Below are 21246 nucleotides of genomic sequence, written 5' to 3'. Positions count from 1 at the left end.
CGGTATTGTTGCTGTGAAAAACAAATCAATACTCATTCAAAACTGAGCCAACGAGTTCAACATTGGCCAATCTCATTGTTTTTATCATCTCTGCCGCACCGCTATAACGGCTTGCATCCCGGCGAGCGATGACCATTGCTGCGCCACACCGTGCAGCAACCACTGCTGCATCTGCGCCGCTGGACATGGCTGGGGTGTCGACAATGATCCGGTCAAACTTTGTTTTGAGTTCGCGCATCATCAAACCAAAAGCCGGGCGCTCAAGCAGTTCAAGCGGGTTGGGAGGGACCACCCCGACGGGCAAAACGTAAAGGCTGGGCAATCCACTCACGGATTGGATGACCCGAGAAGCGGCACGACCTGACAAGATGCTAGACAAGCCAGAGCTGTGCTCTTTAAGCTTGAAGAGGTTGTGTAGACGTGAGTTGCGCATGTCTGCGTCAATGATGAGCGTCCGTCCTGGCAGCTGGGAAAACGCCACGGCGATATTGGCTGCAAAAAAGGTTTTGCCGTCGCCCGACTCAGGACTGATGATGGCCAGGGCATGGCGAGGCCGCTCTTCAGAGAACAGCTGCATGATCAACTTGCTGCGGATCGCACGGAAGCTCTCGGCTTGCTCGGTGAATGGCTGCGCGCCAACGACCAGTTCTGGGTCGAGGCTGCTTCGATTGGTCTCTGAGGAATAGGGGTAGTGAAACTGTTGAGCCAGGGCCCAGATGACATCGTCGGTATTGGCCAAGCCCAAAGCGACCGCTGCTTCACCGAATCGGACACCATTTTCTCGTTGATACGTGAGAATGCTTTCTATCTGTTCCACAGATAAATTGTTGGCCTTGGCGATGAGCTCCCCGATGCTCATTTCGCTGGTGGGCTGTGTGGGCGCTGCCTCCTCCGCAGGACTTAGGACGGAAGTGGCTGCGAACTGGCGGTGGTTGTGTGGTGCGTTCATGCCGTTCAGGAGGTAGTTGTCAATGCGGCAGTTTTCCTGTGGCTAGGCCCAGAAATTCGAAACCCGGATTTACGAGTGGGGCCTTTGAGTGTTCCCAGCACCGCAACCTCAAGCAGTCGTGTCAGATCGTCTGCGCTGCGAATGCGTCGGTCAATCAACTCCAAGATCAGGGCTGTCATCATCGAGAGCAGCGCTCCCAAAACGGTGGCTATCACCACATTCAGTAACATGTTGGGTGAGGAGTGCTTGACGGGCGCTGTTGCCTTGCTGAGCACCATGACACCGGCTTGGCTATTGTTGCTTTCCAAGTTGATTTGGCTCAGTCGCAACTGAATGGCGTCATAAATCCTCTGAGCACTTTCGACGTCACGTTCTAGAACGGCGAGTTCGGTGCGAGCTTCTTTGAGTTGCAATACCTTGGTACGTTGATCTTCATATGCCTGCACCGCATCGCGTTCCCGCGATGAGTTGATGTTGGCTGTCACGCCCACGCCGCCAGTGATGCGGCGTGTCTCAGATACCACTCTGTTGCGCAAGGTTTCGATGCTCGCTTTCAATTCAAGCACTTGCGGATGCATGCTTCCGAGTCGTTCCGAGATCTGATTGAGTTGAGCCTCTTGTAGTGCTAGTTGGCTTTTAAGGTTCGCCACAACCGGACTGCCAAGTACATCTGCCGTTTGGTCTGGACTCACATTGGCTTGAGCCCGCTTGCTACTGGATTCTGAGCGTATGGCCTTCAAGGCAAGAACTTGCTGAGACAACTCGAGCAGCTTTTGATTTTCTACGTCCAGACGTTCATCTGACGCAATGATATTTTTGGACTTTTGAGCGTTGGCCAGTTCAATCTGTGCCTTTTCTAGTTTTTCTCGCGCCAACTGTGCCCGCTCTTCAAAAAAGCTGGCATATTGTCTTGCAGGTGTGGTTCTGAACTGCACCGTGGTTTCGATGAAAGCCTGGGCAAATGCGTTTGCCATTGCGGCGGTAAAAGTCGGGTCGGCACCCTCATAGGAGATCTCGATCACATTTGACTCTCGAGAGGGTTTGACCTTCAACCCTTTGGACATCAGGTCGCCAAGCCAAGCGATGTAATCGCCCCGCTGCTCCGTCTCCTCAGCCCACTGGCTTCGCAAGGTGGGGTTTTCGTCCAACCGCAATAGCCGGACCACTCTTTGCGCCACTGCAGGGCTCTCAATCACATCGATCTGGGTCATGAGAAACGACATGGCCGAAAGCGTGTTCATCGACTGGGCCGAGACGGGGTCTGGCCTTGAATCCAACAACACGGTGGTGGATGCCTGGTACTTTTTGGGGAATACCAGCGTAGCGATGACAGTGATCAGCACTGCGGCAACGAAAATGCCTGCAGCCAACTTCCATCTTGCGCGCAATATCCGCAGAAACTGATCAAATGTCATAGCGAGTAATCGGTGTTCCTAATTCACGGCAGCAAGGGGCAAAAGCCCCTTGTATCACTTCAGTCCAGACAAGCCCTTGCTCAGTGCATCTGCGTCGATCCCGCCGGCGCTGGCCGGTGCGGTCACCGGTTCGGTCACGCTGGGTTCGGCGGGCGCTGAGGCTTCAGATGCTGGCTGCGCTGCTTTTTCGGCAAACTTGCCAAGGTAATCGATTTTCGCAGCTTCGCGCAGGGTCTTGATTTCTTTCTGTGCGGCTTCGCGGCGGCGCTCGGTCATCAGGAACTGTTCGATGATCGGCTTGGCCTTCTCGAAGTCGATCGGCTGTTCGCGAGACGCCACCACCAGCACGGCCTTGAAGCCGTCCTTGGCGGTGATGTACAGGGCTTGGCCGTCGCCCACCTTGGCGAGCTGGTCCACGATGGCCATGGGCAGGTTTTCGGCGGCCTGGGTGACCTGGTTGGCGTTGAACTTCATGCCGCTGGCCTTGAGGGCGTCCGCAAACTCTTGCGGGTTCTTGGTGTTTTGCAGTGTTTGCACCAGCGGTTGGTATTGCTCGGGGGTGCCGGGCACGGTGAACTCTTGCAGTGCGTACACCTTGCGCTTGGCAAACAGCGCGGGCTTTTCGTCGTAGTACTTGCGGATGTCTTCATCCGTCGGGGTGGCGGCCACGGCGGCCGAGGTGCGCTCCAGGTAGGCGCGGGCCAGGATGTTGCGGCGGGCCGAATCCAGGGCTTGCACGATTTGCGGGTCGCGGTCGAGCTTTTGCTCTTCGGCCTTGGCCACGGCGAGCTGCTGGTCGATCAGGCCTTCCAGGATGCGCTGGCTGGCCGCGTCGGCCTGTTCGGGCTTGAGGTTGGGCTGGCGTTGCAGGATCTGGTTGATCTGGTGCACGGTGATTTCGTCGCCGTTGACGCGGGCAGCGGCCTGGGTGGCCTTGCCTTCACCGCCGGATTCGGACTTGTCGCCACAGGCGGCCAGGAAAGCGGCCATGACGATGGGCAGAACAACGAGGCGAGCGGCGCGAATGCCTTGGGATGAGCTTGTGCTGGACATGGTTTGAAAGGTTGATTGAAGACTTGTCGGCACCCGTTACGGTGTTACATCGGCAAGACCGACTGATCATTGAGCGCAAATGAAGTTCCCGAGCGCTGCAAATGCCGGGGTAAACGAGGGTATCTGTGGGTGATGTCAGTCGGATGTCGGCGGAGTGAGGCGGCGCCTGTGGGGGCGCCAGCTGGCGATCAACCCCAGGACGCCACCCACCATGCTCCCTGTGAAATGCGCCCAGGGGGCCACAGTTATAGCCGAGTCCGCGGCGTTCACGAGCGGGTGTTGCCAGGGGTTTTCCATGAAAACCTTCAAGGCAAGCCCCCCCAGGAGGAGGGTGCCCAGTGTGCGGCGGGCGTCAGGTGCCGCCGACAGCAGGTGGTGGGTGCCCAGGATCGCCACCCCGGCGTGGAGCACGCCCGAGGCGCCCACGTAGATCTGGGGCACGGCCTGACCGGCCAGGGCCAGGTGGGTCAGTGGCCAGGCCAGCGCCCAGGCCGCCGCCGCTGGCCAGCGCACACGGGCTTGTTGACCCAGCGCGGCGATGGCCAGCAGGGCCAGCATGTTGCCGGCCAGGTGCGCTGCGCTGCCGTGCAGCCAGGCGCAGGTCCACCAGCGCCATCCATCCTGTCTCAGGCCCTGGGGGGGCGAGAGGGTGAGGCTGTGGGCCCATGCGGGCCAGGTGTCGAGCGGTTGCTGCAGCGGTACCCAGCCCAGCCACAGGGCCGGGGCCCCCAAGGCGAGGCTCATGGCCCACCAGGCCCAAGGGCGCGATGGTGTGGTCATGGGCGGGGGGGCTTCAGCAGGGCGCGAACACCGTGTGCCACAACTGCAGCACGGCCTGCCGGTGCGGGATCAAGGGGGTGAGTTTGTCGCCGCTCAGGCGTGTGGGTGCTTCGTTCAGGCGTGCCCGGTGCTGGATGCGCCGCAGCTCCCGGTAGGCTTGTCCGGCCGCCGCCCCCACGCCGCTGGGCAAGAGCCCGGCCTGTTCGGCGCGCAGCAGCAAGGCGATGTTGCCCACGTTGTCCATCAGTTCGGGGTGGGCATGGCTGTGGGCCAGCACGAGGTATTGCACCGTGAATTCGATGTCGATCATGCCGCCGCTGCAGTGCTTGACGTCGAACTGGTCGGCTGGGCAGGGGTGGGCTTCGCGCAAGCGCTCACGCATGGTCACCACTTCGTCGCGCAGGGCGGCGGCGTCGCGGGGGGTGGACAGCACCGCTCGCCGGGTGCTCTCGAAGCGTGCGGCCAGCGCAGGCTCGCCAGCGCACCAGCGGGCCCGCGTCAGGGCCTGATGCTCCCAGGTCCAGGCGGTGTTGCTGCCGCGCTGGCGCTGATAGTCGTCAAATGCCATGTAGCTGGACACCAGCAGGCCCGAGTTGCCGTTGGGGCGCAGCGCGGTGTCGATCTCGAACAACTCGCCTGCGGCGGTGTGCAGGGTCAGCCAGTTGATGTACTTGCGTGCAAAGGCCAGGTAGGCGTCGATCGCGCTGGGAGTGTCCGGGCCGGCCTGGCTGTCTTCGGTGTCCTGGGTTTCGTCGAACACGAACACGACGTCCAGGTCGCTGCCATAGCCCAGCTCCTTGCCGCCGAGCTTGCCATAGGCGATCACGGCCACATGGGGTTGGCGCCCCACCGCATAAGCGGCCTGTTTGCCCGGCCGTTGCTGCAGGTGGGACCAGGCCCACTGCAGGGTGATGTGCAGGGTGGCATCGGCCAGGGCCGACAGGTCATCGGCCACCTGCTCGACGGTGATCAGCCCTTCCACGTCGCGCACCAGGGTGCGAAACACCTCGGCATGGTGGGCGCGGCGCAAGGTGTCCAGCAAGGCCTCCTCGTCGGCCTGGCCCGCCCGGGTGAGGGCGTCGTGTCGTTCCTGCAGTTCGCGCAGGTAGGCCTCGGCGTCGAACCGGCCCTCCATCAGCCGGGGGTCGGCCAGCTCGTCGATGACGCCGGGGTGGCGCAGCAGGTAGCGCATGGGCCACTTGGCCAGGCCCAGCAGCCGCAGCAGGCGTTGCAGTACCTCCGGGCGCTCAACCAGCAAGGCCAGGTAGCTGTCGCGGCGCAGCAGGGGGCTGAGCCAGTCCATGAACCGCATCACCGCGTCAGGGCCCAGGGGCTCTTGTTCGGACGCTGGCGCGAGGGCCAGGCGCGTGGCGCGGCCCACGAGCTTGGCCAGGCGCAGTTTGGCCGCGTCCGACAGCATGGCCACCTTGGGTTGCTCGGCAAAGCGTCGCACGTGCGAGCAAACCTCCAGCGGCAGGCGGGCCAGGTAGTCTTCGCTGTCGATGGGCAATGGCGGCGCACCGCAGCCCTTGCAGCCCGAGGCGCCGCCGCCATCGCGTCCGTCATGCAGCAGCGCGTCAAATTCGGTGGCCACCAGTTCGCGCACCCGACACAGGGCGTCCAGCATCCGGCAAGTGGCGCTGATGCAGTCCGGGCGCTCTGGCGGTCCTTTTTCGCGGTCGGTCAGCCCCAGGCTGGCGGCGATCCAGGCCAGGTCCTCGTCGGCAGTGGGCAGCAGGTGGGTCTGCTGGTCGTCCAGGAACTGGATGCGATGCTCGATGCGGCGCAGGAAGATGTAGCACTGCGCGAGCTTGTCGGCGGTGTCGGGCGGGATCAGGCCCCGGGCCACCAGGCGGGGCAGGGCCTTCAAGGTGGAGCGGGTGCGGATTTCCGGGAACTGACCGCCACGCACCACCTGCAGCAGCTGCACGGTGAACTCGATTTCGCGAATGCCACCGCGAGACAGCTTCACATCATTGGCGCGCTCGGGGCGCCCGGCCGCACGCCGGTTGGCTTCGTCGCGGATCTTGCGGTGCAGTTGCCGCAGGCCTTCGAAGACGCCGTAATCGAGGTAACGGCGGTACACAAACGGCATGACCAGGTCGCGCAGCGCCAGCGCACGGGTGTGGTGATCTCCGCCCGGCATGCTGCGCCGCGGCGCCACGATGCGGCTCTTGAGCCAGGCAAAACGCTCCCATTCCCGGCCTTGCACCAAAAAGTATTCTTCCAGCATGGCCATGCTGACCACCGGCGGGCCGGAGTTGCCGTTGGGTCGCAGGGCCAGGTCCACCCGGAACACAAAGCCGTCCTCGGTGGTGTCATCGATCAGCCCGGAGATCTTGCGCACCACCTGGCTGAAGTACTCGTGAGCGGTGATCTTGCCCTTGACGATGCCCTGGTCGTTCACGCCGGCGGTCATGCCGTCGTCTTCGTACACGTAGATGAGGTCGATGTCGGACGACACATTCAGCTCTCGGCCGCCCAGTTTGCCCATGCCGACCACCCACAGGTCGATGCGTTGACCTGCTTCGTTCAGGGGCGCGCCGTGGCGCTCATCGAGTTCGGCCTCGGCCTGTGCCAGCGCGGCGTCCAGCGTGACCTCGGCCAGCTCGGTCATGGCCAGGGTGACGGCCGACATCGCGGCGCCGGCTTCCACGTCCTGCGTGGCCAGCCGTTCCATGACGAGCTGACGCGCCACCCGGAGGGCCGAGGGCAAGGGGCGGCCATGGGCCTGCAGTCGCTCAATCAGGGCCCGGATGTCGGCGCTGCGAGGCACCCCGGGGCACGCCGCGAGGAAGGCTGCGCACTCGGTTTCATAACGCCGGCGGATGCGCTGGACGTAGCGCGAGTGGTTGGCGCGGGCCGGGCTGGGCACCGCATCGTGATCAAAATCAAACATGGAACCGGACGGCCGATGTGAGGGTCTGTGCTAGGGTTATCGCTGAACGATCCCGCAGACAGCTAGGCACATGGTAGAGCACCGTGGTGACCCGCCATCTAGGTGATTCGACTGACCATAGACCTTCTTTCATGCCCGCAACTGCGATTGAGCCGGATCCTGTGACTTCTTCCTCCTTGGGGCGACTGTGGCGCAAGGGGGGGCGCTGGGCACTGGCGCTGGCCTTGGGGGTGGGCATGGTCTTGGCCGTGGCATGGGGACTGTTGTTGTTGCAGATTCTGCCCCGTGCGGCCGATTGGCGTGACGACCTGGCGCAACAAGCCACACAGGCCTTGGGGGTGCCAGTGCGCGTGGGGGCACTGGAAGGACGCCGCGAGGGCCTGTGGCCGGTGCTGGTCCTTCGGCAGGTGCAACTGTTGAGCGGCGACGGGCGCCCCGAGCTCACCTTGCCCGAGGTTCACGTGCGGCTGTCCTTGTCCACCTTGTCGCCCTGGGCCTGGCTGGATGGCCGATTGCGTCTGGGCGAGCTGGTGCTGGTGGCCCCAGACCTCTCCATTCGGCGAGACCGCGACGGCGTGATGCACATCGCGGGTTGGCGCCTGGACCCCGCCGCGCCAGCGGCCCAGGGGGCGGGCGACACCTCGGCGGCCGACTGGGTGCTCACACAGGCCCGCATCCGCATCGAGCGTGGCCGCATCCAGTGGCACGACCAGCGCCTGAACGCGCCCCCGTTGTCGCTGACCGATGTCACGCTGGACGTGCGCAACCGCCTGGGCATGGTGGGGCGCCAGCATGACTGGGTGGTGCAGGCCACACCACCGGCCGATGTGGGTGAGCGTTTTGAGCTGCGTGCCGATGTTCACCATTCCTGGTGGAGCCGGCCCAGTGACTGGCGCGCCTGGTCGGGCGACGTGACGGGCCAGTGGCCCCGGGTGGACGTCAGGCGCTGGCAGGAGCACGTGCGGCTGCCGGTGGAGGTGATGTCGGGCGCCGGCCGGGTGGGGGTGAGCTTGTCGCTGGAGGCGGGCCGGCTGGCCCAGGCCGCGCTGGACGTGGACGTGCGCGACGTGCGCATCCGCTGGCAGCCGGGCCTGCCCACGATGGTCTTGCGCCAACTTCAGGGGCAGTGGCGGGCTCAGCAGGCCCCAGACCGCACGACGGTGGGGTGGGATGACCTTCAAATGACGCTGGAGGACGGTCAGCGCTGGCCCACGGGGTCGGCCGAGCTGAGCTGGCGCCACGAACCGTTGGCCGCCGGCCAGGCCTGGCCCGTCTGGGCGCAGACACTGGGCGGGGACGCCCGGGCCAGCGCGCTGGACTTGCACATGCTGGCGAGCCTGGCCGACCGATTGCCTTTGCCCGCCGAATGGCGCGAGGCTTTGAGGGCTTTTGAGCCTGCTGGTGTGCTGCGCAACCTGGCCCTGAGCTGGCAGGGCCCGCCTGGGGCGCCGGGCCACTACACCTTGTCGGGGCAGGCACAAGGCCTGCGCCTCCAGCCCGCCGGGCCGGGCGGGCAGCGCCCCGGGCTGGGGGGCGCCGATGTGCAGTTCAGCCTGGACGAACGCCAGGGCAAGGCACAGGTGCAGGTGCAACAAGGGTGGCTGGCCTTCCCCGGGGTGTTTGAAGAGCCCAAGATCCCCGTGGACCGGCTCCAGGCCCAGGTGGCCTGGCAGCAGCGCGACGGCCAATGGGCGGTGCAGGTGCGCGAGGCCACGTTCGCCAATGGCGATGCACAAGGCAGCCTGCGCGCAGACTGGCGCACCTCGCGACCTGGCGAGCGAGATGCCGCAGGCCGGCCCCTGGATGCCCTGCCGGGCTGGCTCACCATGACAGGCCAGTTGGACACGGCACAGGCCACGCGCGTGTGGCGTTACCTGCCCCTGACCATTCCGGCAGACACCCGCCACTACGTGCGCGACGCCTTCACCACCGGGGTGGGCGAAGCTGTCACCTTCGAGGTGGATGGCGAGCTCAACGCGTTTCCGTTCAAGGACGATGTGGGTGGCCGGTTTCGGGTCAACGTCCCCTTGCAAGGGGTCACCATGGCCTATGTTCCGCCGTCCTTGCTGGGGCTGGACAAGGACGCCACCCACGGCGTCTGGGCGCCGCTGAGCGATTTGAAGGGCGTGTTGCGCTTCGAAGGGCAGCGCATGCTGGTCAGCCAGGCCACAGGGCGGCTCGCCACGGTGGGGGCAGGGCAGTTCGTGCTCAAGGATGTCGAGGGGCGCATCGACAACCTCGGTGACGACGACCCCCGTCTGACCGTCAATGGACAGGGGCGCGGCGCTTTGGAGGACGCCTTGCAGTTTCTGGCCCGCTCGCCCATCAGCGCCTGGACGGGGCATGCCCTGGACGATGCCCGGGCGCACGGCCAGGTGGCCTTGAGCCTGGGCCTGGACATCCCCTTGATGCGCACAGACGACACCCGGGTGCGTGGACAGTTGATCCTGGGTGAGCAGGACATGGCCAGCTTGAAGCTCAACCCGGATGTGCCCTGGCTGTCCATGCTGCGTGGGCAGATCGACTTCACTGAACAGACGCTGGACGTTCGCACCCAAGGCCGGGTCTGGGGCGAGACCTTCACGGTGCAAGGGCAGCGCGGGGACGACGGCATTGCCCGCTTCAAGGCCACGGGTCGCATGGGCGCCAGGGGCCTGTCACAAGCCCAGGATTACCCCTTGCTCGCGCGCCTGGGCCCGATGTTGACCGGCGATGCCCCGGTGCAGGTTCAGGTCGAAGTGGGTGAAGCGCGCGTCCGGCAGGGGCAGCCCCTGGCGGAGGTGCTGGTGCAGTCCAGCCTGCAAGGGGTGCAATCCAGCCTGCCGGCGCCGATGACCAAAGCGGCCCAGGCGGTCTGGCCGCTGCGCGTGCGCTACACCATGCCCGATGCCAGCGGCAACAAAGACGCACTCCAGATCGATCTGGGCAATCCGGCACAGTCGTCCGTCACCTCGGCGGCCATGCCCTGGGTGCGCGCAGATTTGCAGATGCCCCGCACCCTGGCCATGGGTGGCGCACGCGCTGCGCGCAACGTGCGTGGCACCATGAGCGTGGTTCAGGTGGGGGGCACGGAGCCCACCCGCCTGCCAGCCATGCCCGAGCGCGGCCTGCAGGCCCAGTTGGTGCTGGACCGTCTGGACCTGGACGCCTGGATAGCCATGGCCCGGCAGTGGGCCCCAAGCCCACCGGTGACACCGCTGCCGATGGGCGTGGGGGGCGTGGCGGGCGGCGCGCGCAGCGATGGCGCCGACGGCTTTGACGCCTTGCCCGACACGATCAACCTGCGCGTGGACACCTTGACCTGGCGCCAGCGCAGCCTGCACCAGGTCAACGCCGCCCTCGCGCATCCGGCGCCCCGGGTGTGGCGATTGCAACTCGATGCCCGTGAAGCAGCCGGCGTGCTGGAGTGGCTGCCTGACGAGGCCTCGCAGGCCGGTGTCGGTGCTCAGAAGCTGGTGGCCCGGCTGCAGCGGCTGACGGTGCCTGCGGCCGATGCGGAGGCCATGAGCGCACAGGCCGTTCAAGGACTGATGCAGACCGACACCACCACCAGCGTGCCCGCGCTGGACATCGCCGTGGAAGACTTCGATTGGCGCGGCCTGTCGCTGGGGCGCTTTGAGATGCAGGCCGTCAACCGCCGCATTGCCGATGGCAGCGGCCGCCAGTGGCCAGAGTGGCGGCTGACACGATTTCGCCTGGGTGGTGCTGAGGCCCAACTGAACGCCCAGGGCAACTGGACGGTCGCTGACGGGGCGGCGGGCCGGTCGCGGTCGGCGTTTTCATTCACGCTGGACGTGAACAATGGCGGCGACCTGCTCGCCCGATTGGGGTGGCCCAAGACGGTGCGTGGCGCGCGTGGGCAACTCAGCGGCCACGTGGCATGGCGTGGCTCCCCCCTGGACCTGGACACCGCCACCATGACCGGGGACGTGAAGGTGCGTTTCAGCCAGGGGCAGTTCCTCAAGGTCGACCCTGGTGCCGCCAAGCTGCTTGGGGTGCTCAGCCTGCAATCCCTGCCACGCCGGCTGGCCCTTGACTTCAGGGACCTGTTCCAGGAGGGCTTTGCATTTGACGCGATAGACGGCGATTTGCAAATCCAGCAAGGCGTGGCCAGCACGCGCAACCTGCGCATGCGCGGAGTGCAGGCCGTGGTGCTGATGGAAGGGCAGGCCAACCTGGGGCAGGAAACCCAGGACCTGCAGGTGTATGTGGTGCCCGATGTCAATGCGGGGGCCGCATCGCTGGCCTATGCCGCCATCAACCCGGTGGTGGGCCTGGGCACCTTTGTGGCGCAGATGCTGCTGCGCAAACAGGTGGCCGAGGCAGGCACCCAGGCCTTCCGGATCACAGGGGCCTGGAACGATCCCCAGGTCACCAGGGTTTTGAGCGCCAAAGAACTCACGGTGCGTTCTGACGCGGCACAATCGGAAGCTGCCAAGGCCTCCTCACCCTGACGCTCTCCATGGAACTCACCCGCCGACAACTGCTGTGCACCTTGCCTGCCGTGCCCTGGGCGCTGAGCGCCTGCGGCCTGGAGGCGCACCCCACCGTGCCCGACCTGCCCTTCACCCAGATCGATGGCAGCCAGCACCGTCTGGCCGATCTCAAGGGCAAGGTCATGGTGATCAATTTCTGGGCCACCAGTTGCAGCACCTGTGTGCGCGAGATGCCCGAAATCGTGGCCACCCACCGCAAGTTCGAGGCGCAAGGGCTGGAGACGCTGGCGGTGGCCATGCAGTACGACCCGCCGGCCTACGTGATGTCGTTTGCCCGAACCCGTGCCTTGCCCTTTCGGGTGGTGATGGACCACACCGGCGAGTTGGCCCGCTCATTTGGCCCGGTGCAACTTACGCCCACCACCTTCGTCGTCAATCGCCAGGGCGAGATCGTCAAGCGCTACATTGGCGAGCCCGACTTCGATGCCATGCACCAACTGCTGGCCCGTTTGTTGGCGGCGCCTGCCAAAGCCTGATCACATCACCCGTGTGAGCTCGTAGACCAGGGCCGATGGCAGGCCGCTGAGGATGGCGTCGCGACCGATGCGGGCCATGCCCGTGTCGCTGACGGCAGCGATCTCGAAGGTGCGGCCCTCGTCCAGCACTTCGATGAACACGAACTCCGGGACTTCGCGCCGAATGTCGGCCATCAGGTGCTCAAAGCGCGGCGTGCGCAATGCACTTTCAAACACCAGCGCATGAGGCAGCCCCTCACGGCAGAACGCCACGGCCTCTGCCACCGACCCCACAAAGTCCAGCACCAAGCCCATGGACTTGAGGCACTCACGCACCTGCACGCGCAAATCCCGCCGTTGGCTCATGACCAGCACATGGCTGCCGGCCAGCGGTTTGGAGTTGATCGAATCGGCAAAATCATCCGGTGAGGCCTCGTGGCTGAGGGCCTCCAGCCTGGCGGTGACCGTGCAAGGGAAGTCCACCGTCACGTGCACATGGGTGGCATCGGCCTGGCGCCGCACCACCAGGCCCAGCGTGCGCGCAGTCTGATCAAACAACTGCCAATGCAGGTTGTTGAGCCCCCAGTCGCCGGTCTGGTCGCCGTCGCTCCTTCGCGCCGGTTGATCGCTGGGGTGATGGCAGACCCTGCAAAGCAGCCGCGCGTGTTCCGGCCAGGTGCCCATCGACACCTCCAGGCTCACGGCGCCATGTGCCAAAGGCATCCACCAGTCGATCAGCGCATTGAGCATGGCGAACAGCATCGACGCATCCAGGCGCACTTCAGCCGGGTGCAGCGCCTGGGTGAGCTGAATGCCGTGGTTCTGAAGCTCACGGGCCCGATAGGCCAGCACGCTTTGCAGGGTGTGGGTCAGGTGCACCCGCTCGTGCGATTGCCTGATGCGCCCCGAGGCCAGCCTGGCCATCTGTTGGCACAAGAGTCCTGCCTGCCGGGCCCGGTCGATTTCATCGCGCAGGGCTTTCAGGCCCTGTCGGTCGATGCGGCCGGTGGTGCTGAAGGTGGTGACGCGCTCCAGTGCTGCCGTGAGCGGCTCGGCCAGCTCTCGGCCCACCTGGGCCAACAAATCCTGCCAGCGGGCCAGTTCGCCGTCGTCTGCCAGGCCAGGCGCTGGCGGAGACAGGGCATCAGGCCCCACCAGGGGAGGCATCTCGGAGAACTTCATGGGCATCCCTGGGGTGCGTGTCCACGCCCGCAGCGGGGTGGTCATCGATCAGTGGTTGGAAGTGTGGGTTCATGGTGGCATGCTGTCCATCCCACGCATGGGTGAAAACACGCAGTTCAATGAGATTTTTTCACATCAAGAAAAGACTGGCGATGGCGGCCGTGGTGCTGTCTGGACTGAGCGCCTGCAGCCCGGCGCTGGATTGGCGCGAGGTGCGTCTGGAGGGCGACGGCGGCCTGATGGCGAGCTTCCCGTGCAAGCCCGAACACCACCAGCGAACGATCGAGATGGCGGGTTGGCCGGGCCCCCTGGCGGTGGGCTTGTGGTCGTGCGAGGCCGGAGGGGCCACCTGGGCCCTCAGCCGCGTGCAGGTGGCCCAGCCTGAACAGGCGCGCACCTTGTTGCTGGCCTGGCCCCGTTGGACGCGTGGCAACCTGGAGGCCGCTGCACGGCAGTTGCCCGTGGCGCGAGAGGTTCAGGCACAAGACGCCGAGGTGCGCGTGCAGGGCATGACCCCCTGGCCCGAAGCCCGTGCCTGGCATTGGCAGACCGAGCGCGCCGATGCCTCGGGGCGGCCATTGCCGCTGGACGTCCACGCGTGGCATTTTGCCCACGGCGTGACGGTCTTTCAGGCGGCCGTGTGGCGCGCCGGGGCCTCAATGGGGGGGGCAAAGGGTGAAGATGTGGCGAATGCCTACTTTCAGAGCTTTCAATTTCGGCCGTGAGCGGCCGATAATCCGGCCCGTATGCCCGGTTTGCTGATCATTGCGCACGCCCCGCTCGCTTCTGCATTGAAGCTGGCGGCGCAGCATTGCTTTCCGGATGCCGACCCGCAGCTTCAGGCCGTGGACGTGCCGCCCAATTTGCCCTGCGACGAGCTGGAGGCTCAGGCCCGGCAGCTGCTGCAGACGCTGGTGGATGCCGACCCTCGGGGCGAGGCACTGGTGCTGGCCGATGTGTTTGGCGCCACGCCATGCAACACCGTTCAGCGCCTGGCCGACGGGGTGCGCATCAAGGTGGTCACGGGCGTGAACCTGCCCATGCTGTGGCGGGCCCTCAACTACGCGGCCGAGCCCCTGGAGCAGCTCATCCTTCGCGCGGTGGCCGGCGGCACGCAGGGCGTCATGCAGGTGGGCAGCAGCCGACCGCAAAATCAGGCCATCCAGACCACCCATGATCAAGACCACCGTCACCATCAGCAATAAGCTGGGCCTTCACGCCCGCGCATCGGCCAAGTTCACCAAGCTGGCCAGCACGTACCCATGTCAAGTGCACATGAGCCGCAACGATCGGCGCGTCAATGCCAAAAGCATCATGGGCGTGATGATGCTGGCGGCGGGCCTGGGCACCGACGTCGAGATCGAGTGCGATGGCGATCGTGAAGCCGAGGCCATGCAGGCGCTGCTGGCCCTGGTCAACGACAAGTTCGGCGAAGGCGAATGAGCCGCGCTGGCCTGGGCTGGTTTCCTTGATTCCTGGGTTTTCCCTTGGCTTTGACCGCCGGCGCCTCGGCGTGTTGTGTCAATGTCACAAGCCGGCGTGCGCGACATGGCCGGTCGGTGCACAGTGAGAGCCCAGTTCAGTTTTGGCCGCGATTGGCCGATAGCCGAACGTCAGATCCATGAACACTGAATCCATTGACCTTCAGTTTCACCTTCAAGGAGTTTCGATGAGCCCCCAACGCCTCGCCCGGGTTTCCCTGGCTGTCTCCCCGGTTCGTTTGGCCGCCTGCGCACTGGCCGCGTCGCTGGTGTCCGTGTCGGCCGGGGCCGCCGAAAACGGCGGTCAGCGTTATTCGGCAGGCATCGGTGGCAGCGACATGACCGCGCCGCTCATGCCCGGCTGGTACTTCCAGGCGCCGGTGGTGGCCTATCACGCCAAGAAGATCAAGGGCGACAACGGCAAGCAGGCCACTTACCAGGTGCCCCCCAGCCCCCCGTTTGTGCCTGCCTTCACCGCGGCGCTCGACATCGATACCAATGTGCGCGCCGTGCAGCCGCGCATCACCTACCTGGACAACACCCGCCTGTGGGGCGCCAACATTGGCTTCACCATGATGTTGCCCATCGTGCAGCGTCACGCTGATTTTTCCTTGACAGCGCCGGCCGGTGCTTTTGGACCCTTCCAGAGCACGGTGCAGGCGGGTCTGGACGCGCAAGCTGCCCAGATCAGTGGTCACGTGTCTGGCATCGGTGATTTCGAAATGGGCGGCATCCTGCACTGGGAGTTGGCCGACAACCAGGCCATGACCCTGGTCACCACCTTCGTCGTGCCCACGGGTGATTACCAGGCAGATCGTCGCCTGAACCCGGGTTTCGGCAACTTCTACACCTTCCGCCCGTCGCTGCAGTACTCCTACATCGGCGACGGTTGGGACTTCGGGATGCGTGGCGTGCTGTCGTTCAACACCCGCAACAAGGAAACGGGCTACCGCTCGGGCAACGTGGCCAACGTCGACTTCCAGCTGATGACCTTCGTCAGCGAAGACATTCGTGTGGGTCTGCAAGGTTTTGCCGTCAAGCAGTTCCAGAACGATTCCCAGGATGTGTCTTACCTGGCCGATCCCAGTGACGCTGCCACCATCACCAATGGCAATCGCATGCGTGCTTATGGTCTGGGCCCGGCCATCGGCTGGCTCAAGGACGGTGGTGACATGATGGTGGAAGGCAAGTTCATCAAGGAATTTGGTGCCCGCAACCGCACCGAAGGCCAGGCCTTCTGGCTGACCATCTCCAAGCCTCTGGGGCTGTGAGGTAGCGCCATGCAGCACGACGAACCTGGTTCACTGAGCCGCCGGCAATGGCTGGCCTGGTCGGCGGCCGTGGCGAGTGGCATGCTGATAATGCCGCCCGCCCACGCCAACGTCATGCTGGAAGACGTGGTGCTGGAAGAGTCGGTGGTGGCCCATGGCCAGAAGCTGGTGCTCAACGGCGCGGGCGTTCGACGTCGCGGCTATCACAAGTCGGACGTGGTGGCCTTGTACCTGCCCGAAAAGCGCACCACCCCTGACGCCATCTACCGGCTGGACGGGGTGCGTCGCATCCAGCTCAACCTGTTGCGCAACCTCACATCGTCCACGATCACCCGGGTGTTCTTGTCGGACTTCAAACAGGTGGCCACCGACGAGGAGTTCCGCCAGCTGATCGAGCCTCTGGGCATGATTGGTGCCGCCTATGCCGACATCAAGCGCGTGCGCAAGGGCGATGTGGTCAACCTGGACTGGGTGCCTGGCAAGGGCTGGATGGCCACCCACAATGGTCGTCCTTTGCGCAGCGTGGATGGCATTCTGGCCATCAACGACCCCCTGGCCTACCAGGTGTACCTGCGCATGTACCTGGGCGCAGCCGCGTCGGCCGAGTTGCGCAATGGCCTGCTGGGTCTGACCCGACTTGAGAAGGTCGAATAAACAGCGCGCTCAGCGGCCGTCGTAATGGGCGGCCAGCATGGCCGGCATGGGGGAGTCCACCAGGCTGGACACCAGGCGCAAGGCGTCGGCCGTGGGGTGCGACAGCACCCCGCGTGGGCTGTGGTTGAAGGCTTCCTCCACCCAGGCCTTCAGCAGCAGCGGGCGCACCATCCACGACAGCTCCTGAACGGCGGCCAGCGATGTCATCAATTGGTCGGCGTCTGGTGGCTGCGCATCCGGCCACGACTCTCCTGCGTCGCTGCACCGCGTCATCACCCCGGCATACCAGGCCAGGCCCGACAGGCTGATGTACACGCTCTGTCCGGCCTCCACAGGGATGAACCGCGCCAGGTAGGCGGTCAGGGTGGCCACATGGTGGCGTTGGGCCTTGTTCAACGTGATCAGGCCTTGTCCTTGTCCGGTGACGGGCCTCATGAGCGCAGGCCGCTGGCCGACCGTGGCCAGCCGGTGGCGCAGCACCAGCCACCACAGGCGTTCGCGCGGGGTGACGCGGCCATCGGCCCGCAGCAGGTCGCGGGCCAGGATCACGATCTGGCGGCGCTCATCCACGTTCAGCGGCTGCAAGACCCCGATCACACGCTCGAACTCCGGCACACGGGACTGTGGCGTGATGGCGGCCACATCGTCCAGGATCGTCAGTGCACCAGGCAAGTCGGCGGCGTGCTGCAGCCACAGCTTGCGCTCGCGGGCGTTGTCGGGGCTCATCATCAAAGCCAGCAGCAACAGTCGCAACTCGGTAGGGCCTTGGCGAAGCTGAAGGCGCGCCAGGGCGCCTTGGGCGTCGTGACGTTGCGCCGCCACCCCCGATGCTTGTGTCGGGTCGTGGATCACGCCCTTGGCCGCGGCTGGGGCATCGATGGCGATGGACGGGGGCGCGCCGGCCAATGGCAGTGCGGGCAGGTCTGTCAGGCGCACGCCCACCACCTCTCTCACGGCGGCGCCCGCCAGCACGCCAGGTGGCGGTGATGTGTGGTGGTGGTCGGGTTCTGACGAGGTTTCCCGCAGCAGGGGGGCGGGCATGGGTGGCAGCACGGTGCCACAAACGCGGCGGATGCGCTCTGACAACTTGGGGTGGGTGGCCAGCCAATGCACCCCTTCCGGTTCGTGCAGCAGCATGGCGGCGATCATGCTGGCGCTCGGGTTGCGCATCCGCCCGGCCAGTGCCTGTTGATCGTGCCAGATCTTGCGCAGGGTGTGCCCCAGGCCATCGCGGCTGCGCGTGAACTGGATGGCGCAGGCATCGGCCAGGTGTTCGCGTTGTCGCGACACGGCCGCCTGAAGGAGCCTGCCTGCCAGCCAGCCCAGCCAGCCCACCACGGTGAACACCAGCCCCACCAGCCACGGCAGTGGATGCACATGCCCGCGCTCGTCGGCCGCCATCAGGTTCTGCCCATAACCGTGCACGAGCGACAACCCCCAGACCAGCGCGATCATCCGCATGGACAAGGGCAGATCGCCTTCTTTGATGTGCCCGAACTCGTGGGCCACCAGACCTTGCAGCTCGCTGCGCGTCAGGCGTTCCAGCGCCCCCCGGGTGACCGCCAGGGCGCGGTCGTCTTCGCTCCAGCCCGCCACGAAGGCATTGATGGCGTCCTCGCGTGGCAGCACGAACACCCGCGGCACCGCCTGACCACTGGCAATCGCCATCTCGTTGACCACGTTCAGCAGGCGTCGCTCCAGCGAGTTGCTGCCCTCGGTGAGCTCTCGCCCGCCCATCCAGTGGGCCACCCGGATGCCGCCGCCGGCCTTGAGCCGCTGGGTTTCCACCCAGCAACCGCCCAGCACAAACAGCAGCACCAGGGCCGTGTTGGTTTCAAAAAACAGCGTGGGCCATCCCAGGGTGAATGGCAGCAGCAGCTTGTAAGCCAGGCCCATCACCACATTGATCGCCAGCACCAGGGCCACCAGCAGCACGGCAAACCACGCGAACAGGCGCGTGGATTCTTGTCGGGCCGTGGCCTGGTGCTGTCTGAAGCGCATGGGGGGGGCCGGCTCAGAACTTCACCGCCACGGGGGCGCGTTCACTGTCTTGTGTGGTGGACTGCAGCATGTCGGCCTGGCGGAAGCTGAACACGCCCGCCACCACATTGGTCGGGAATTGCTGCGCCGCGTTGTTGTAATCCAGCGTGGCATCGTTAAACAACTGCCTGGCGAACGCGATGCGGTTTTCGGTGTGGGTCAGCTCCTCAGACAGTGCTTGCATGCGGGCGTCGGCCTTCAGCTCGGGATAAGCCTCAACCGTCGCCTGAAAGCGCCCCATGGCCCCTGCCAGCACCCCTTCGGCCAGCCCCAGGCTCTTGATCGGGCCCGCTTCCAATGGCTTGGACTTGACCATCTCGGTGGCCGCCATCACCTGGGCGCGGGCAGCGCTCACACGCTCCAGTGTGTCGCGTTCGTGCTCCATGTACTTGCGCGCCACCTCCACCAGGTTGGGGATCAGATCGTGCCGACGCTTGAGCTGCACGTCGATCTGGGCAAAGGCGTTGCCGATCTCGTTGCGCAGGCGGACCAGCCGGTTGTAGGCGCCCACGCCCCAGAACACCAAGATGGCCGCGATCCCGATCAGTACGACGGCGGTGAGTGTCATGGTGATGATGTCCCTTGTTGGTGGAATTGGGTGTGGCCCTCCTGGCGCAGCAGGCAGGCGGGGCAATGCCCGCAACCGTATCCCCAGGCGTGGCGATGCGATCGGTCGCCCAGGTAGCAGGTGTGCGTGTGTTCGATGATGAGCTCATTGAGCGCATCGCCACCCAGTGCATGCGTCAGGGCCCAGGTCTGGGCTTTGGTCAGCCACATCAGGGGGGTCTCGATGGTCATGGGGCTGTCCAGCCCCAGGCTGATGGCCACCTGCAGGGCCTTGAGGGTGTTGTCGCGGCAGTCCGGGTAGCCCGAGTAATCGGTTTCGCACATGCCGCCCACCAGCACGCTGGCGCCACGGCGGTAAGCCACGGCGGCTGCAAAGTTCAGGAACAGCAGGTTGCGGCCCGGCACGAAGGTGTTGGGCAGGCCGCTGGCCGTCATCTCGATGGCGCGGGCTTCGGTCAGGGCGGTGTCCGAGATCTGCCCCAGCAGCCCCAGGTCCAGCACATGGTCATCGCCCAGGCGGGTGGCCCATGCCGGAAAGGCCTCGGCCAGGGCCTCGCGCACGCGCCCCCGGCAGTCCATCTCGATCCGATGGCGCTGGCCATAATCAAAACCGATGGTTTCAACGCGCGCGTAGCGGTTCAACGCCCACGCCAGGCAGGCCGTCGAATCCTGCCCACCAGAAAACACCACCAGCGCGGTGCGGGTGTCAAGGGTGGCGATCCGGTTCATGGGGCGATGTCCTGCGGGAGAGGTCTCGGTCACGGGCACCCGTGTGCCCAACGCGGCGAGCATAGCGCAAGCCAGGTCAAAGGCCCCGCATCCGCGCGGGGCGCTGGAGGTATTGCCCCCTACTTGAGCGACAATCGAGGGTTTCCCGTCATCAGAGCAGGGCGCCTGTGCGCGCTTCACACATCATGGCTGCATTCAACCAAGAGACCGTCACCTCTGTTCACCACTGGAACGACACCCTGTTCAGCTTCCGCACGACGCGCGATCCGTCTCTGCGGTTCGCCAGCGGGCACTTCGTGATGATCGGCCTGGAAGTCGACGGCAAGCCCCTGATGCGTGCTTATTCGGTGGCCAGCGCCAACTACGAAGAGCACCTGGAGTTCCTGTCGATCAAGGTGCAGGATGGCCCCTTGACCTCGCGCCTGCAGAAGATCCAGGTGGGCGACAAGATCCTGGTGGGCCGCAAGGCGGTGGGCACCCTGGTGGTGGACGACCTCACGCCGGCCAAGAACCTCTACCTGTTCGGCACAGGCACGGGCCTGGCGCCCTTCATGAGCATCATCCAGGACCCGTACACCTACGAGAAGTTCGAGAAGGTCGTGCTGGTGCATGGCGTGCGCCTGGTCTGCGAGCTGGCGTACCACGACTTCATCACCCACGAGCTGCCCCAGCACGAACTGTTGGGCGAGCTCATCCGCGACAAACTGATCTATTACCCGCTGGTCACGCGCGAGCCCTTCCGCAACCAGGGCCGCCTGACCGACCAGATCGTCAATGGTGAGCTGGCCAAGGGCGTGGGCCTGCCGCAGCTGAGCCCCGCCAACGACCGCGCCATGATGTGCGGCAGCCCGTCCATGCTGAAGGACCTGTGCCAGATCCTGGACGACGCGGGCTTCAAGGTCTCGCCGTCTCAGGGCGTTCCGGGCGACTATGTGATTGAACGGGCGTTTGTCGAGAAATGAGCTGGCGCACCCGGCGCATGACCGGGTGGTCCCAGTACCGGTCCAAGGCGTAGTGCAGGCCGGTGTTGACGATGGGTTCGACAAAGGTCACTGCGCCAGCCACGGTCACGCTGCCGGTCAGGGCATAGGCGATGCCGAACGAGCTCGCCATGTGCAAGACGCCGTAGGTTGCTGTTTTGGCCATGATGCGCTCCAGGTGGTCTTTGTTTGAGAATGGTTCTTATTGTTGATGACCTGACAACATCAGTCAAAACGATAGAAGTCATTGCGGCCATAGTTGTGATCAATGATTGAGGCCGATCTGGCCAGAGAG

General features: G+C 65.0%; 18 protein-coding genes. 8 read left to right on the top strand and 10 right to left on the bottom strand.

The window, feature by feature from the left end; genetic code table 11:
* Nucleotides 1–25: 25 nt before the first annotated feature.
* The 5 genes from WNB94_RS05160 to glnE form a co-directional block, all read right to left on the bottom strand.
* Nucleotides 26–949 carry a polysaccharide biosynthesis tyrosine autokinase gene (locus WNB94_RS05160; RefSeq protein ID WP_341388846.1) on the bottom strand — a complete coding sequence of 308 codons (924 nt, stop codon included), beginning with the start codon at nucleotides 947–949 and terminating at the stop codon, nucleotides 26–28.
* A gap of 5 nt (nucleotides 950–954) precedes the next feature.
* Nucleotides 955–2364, bottom strand: coding sequence for a chain length determinant protein EpsF (gene epsF / locus WNB94_RS05155; protein ID WP_341388844.1), 1410 nt, complete (start codon nucleotides 2362–2364; stop codon nucleotides 955–957).
* Nucleotides 2365–2418: 54 nt separating this feature from the next.
* The gene (locus tag WNB94_RS05150; protein WP_341388843.1) at nucleotides 2419–3417 is read right to left on the bottom strand and encodes an EpsD family peptidyl-prolyl cis-trans isomerase; all 999 of its coding nucleotides are present in this window, start codon (nucleotides 3415–3417) and stop codon (nucleotides 2419–2421) included.
* A 135-nt stretch (nucleotides 3418–3552) separates the two neighbouring features.
* Complete coding sequence (locus WNB94_RS05145; protein WP_341388842.1) at nucleotides 3553–4161, bottom strand: rhomboid family intramembrane serine protease; 609 nt, start codon at nucleotides 4159–4161, stop codon at nucleotides 3553–3555.
* Nucleotides 4162–4210: 49 nt separating this feature from the next.
* Nucleotides 4211–7096: a bifunctional [glutamate--ammonia ligase]-adenylyl-L-tyrosine phosphorylase/[glutamate--ammonia-ligase] adenylyltransferase gene (gene glnE / locus WNB94_RS05140; RefSeq protein WP_341388839.1), complete on the bottom strand. Its 2886-nt coding sequence runs from the start codon at nucleotides 7094–7096 to the stop codon at nucleotides 4211–4213.
* A 161-nt stretch (nucleotides 7097–7257) separates the two neighbouring features.
* Here glnE and WNB94_RS05135 point away from each other — a divergent pair, with 161 nt between their 5' ends.
* A complete protein-coding gene (locus tag WNB94_RS05135; RefSeq protein WP_341388838.1) occupies nucleotides 7258–11550 on the top strand; it encodes a YhdP family protein in 4293 nt (1430 codons plus the stop codon).
* 8 nt (nucleotides 11551–11558) lie between these two features.
* Nucleotides 11559–12068 (top strand): TlpA disulfide reductase family protein, encoded by a 510-nt coding sequence (locus WNB94_RS05130; RefSeq protein ID WP_341388837.1) that lies wholly within the window; start codon nucleotides 11559–11561, stop codon nucleotides 12066–12068.
* On the opposite strand, the gene WNB94_RS05125 is transcribed toward WNB94_RS05130, so the two are convergent.
* Nucleotides 12069–13274 carry an ATP-binding protein gene (locus WNB94_RS05125; protein WP_341388836.1) on the bottom strand — a complete coding sequence of 402 codons (1206 nt, stop codon included), beginning with the start codon at nucleotides 13272–13274 and terminating at the stop codon, nucleotides 12069–12071.
* A gap of 74 nt (nucleotides 13275–13348) precedes the next feature.
* Here WNB94_RS05125 and WNB94_RS05120 point away from each other — a divergent pair, with 74 nt between their 5' ends.
* The 5 genes from WNB94_RS05120 (at nucleotide 13349) to WNB94_RS05100 (ending at nucleotide 16635) form a co-directional block, all read left to right on the top strand.
* The gene (locus WNB94_RS05120; protein ID WP_341388835.1) at nucleotides 13349–13954 is read left to right on the top strand and encodes a hypothetical protein; all 606 of its coding nucleotides are present in this window, start codon (nucleotides 13349–13351) and stop codon (nucleotides 13952–13954) included.
* 21 nt (nucleotides 13955–13975) lie between these two features.
* A complete protein-coding gene (locus tag WNB94_RS05115; protein ID WP_341388834.1) occupies nucleotides 13976–14434 on the top strand; it encodes a PTS sugar transporter subunit IIA in 459 nt (152 codons plus the stop codon).
* Complete coding sequence (locus WNB94_RS05110; protein WP_341388832.1) at nucleotides 14403–14672, top strand: HPr family phosphocarrier protein; 270 nt, start codon at nucleotides 14403–14405, stop codon at nucleotides 14670–14672. Before WNB94_RS05115 ends, WNB94_RS05110 begins: the two co-directional genes overlap by 32 nt.
* A 226-nt stretch (nucleotides 14673–14898) precedes the next feature.
* The gene (locus WNB94_RS05105) at nucleotides 14899–15981 is read left to right on the top strand and encodes a SphA family protein (RefSeq protein WP_341388831.1); all 1083 of its coding nucleotides are present in this window, start codon (nucleotides 14899–14901) and stop codon (nucleotides 15979–15981) included.
* 9 nt (nucleotides 15982–15990) lie between these two features.
* Nucleotides 15991–16635 carry a chalcone isomerase family protein gene (locus WNB94_RS05100; protein ID WP_341388830.1) on the top strand — a complete coding sequence of 215 codons (645 nt, stop codon included), beginning with the start codon at nucleotides 15991–15993 and terminating at the stop codon, nucleotides 16633–16635.
* 9 nt (nucleotides 16636–16644) lie between these two features.
* On the opposite strand, the gene WNB94_RS05095 is transcribed toward WNB94_RS05100, so the two are convergent.
* From WNB94_RS05095 to queC, 3 genes are read right to left on the bottom strand one after another with little or no spacing between them, the layout of a single operon-like run.
* Entirely contained in the window at nucleotides 16645–18636 is a 1992-nt protein-coding gene (locus tag WNB94_RS05095; protein ID WP_341388829.1) for a M48 family metalloprotease, read from the bottom strand.
* Between the two features lie 13 nt (nucleotides 18637–18649).
* Nucleotides 18650–19243 (bottom strand): LemA family protein, encoded by a 594-nt coding sequence (locus WNB94_RS05090; RefSeq protein WP_341388828.1) that lies wholly within the window; start codon nucleotides 19241–19243, stop codon nucleotides 18650–18652.
* Nucleotides 19240–19971, bottom strand: a complete 732-nt coding sequence (gene queC, locus WNB94_RS05085; protein WP_341388826.1) for a 7-cyano-7-deazaguanine synthase QueC — start codon at nucleotides 19969–19971, stop codon at nucleotides 19240–19242. Before queC ends, WNB94_RS05090 begins: the two co-directional genes overlap by 4 nt.
* 185 nt (nucleotides 19972–20156) lie before the next feature.
* On the opposite strand from queC, the gene WNB94_RS05080 reads away from it, so the two are divergent.
* A complete protein-coding gene (locus tag WNB94_RS05080; protein ID WP_341388825.1) occupies nucleotides 20157–20933 on the top strand; it encodes a ferredoxin--NADP reductase in 777 nt (258 codons plus the stop codon).
* On the opposite strand, the gene WNB94_RS05075 is transcribed toward WNB94_RS05080, so the two are convergent.
* Nucleotides 20866–21117 (bottom strand): DUF2061 domain-containing protein, encoded by a 252-nt coding sequence (locus WNB94_RS05075; protein ID WP_341388824.1) that lies wholly within the window; start codon nucleotides 21115–21117, stop codon nucleotides 20866–20868. The two genes, WNB94_RS05080 and WNB94_RS05075, sit on opposite strands and share 68 nt — an antisense overlap.
* Nucleotides 21118–21246: the final 129 nt, after the last annotated feature.

The sequence above is a fragment of the Aquabacterium sp. A3 genome (assembly GCF_038069945.1).
Lineage (GTDB): Bacteria > Pseudomonadota > Gammaproteobacteria > Burkholderiales > Burkholderiaceae_C > Aquabacterium.
This window is presented reverse-complemented; position numbering and strand designations above follow the sequence as displayed.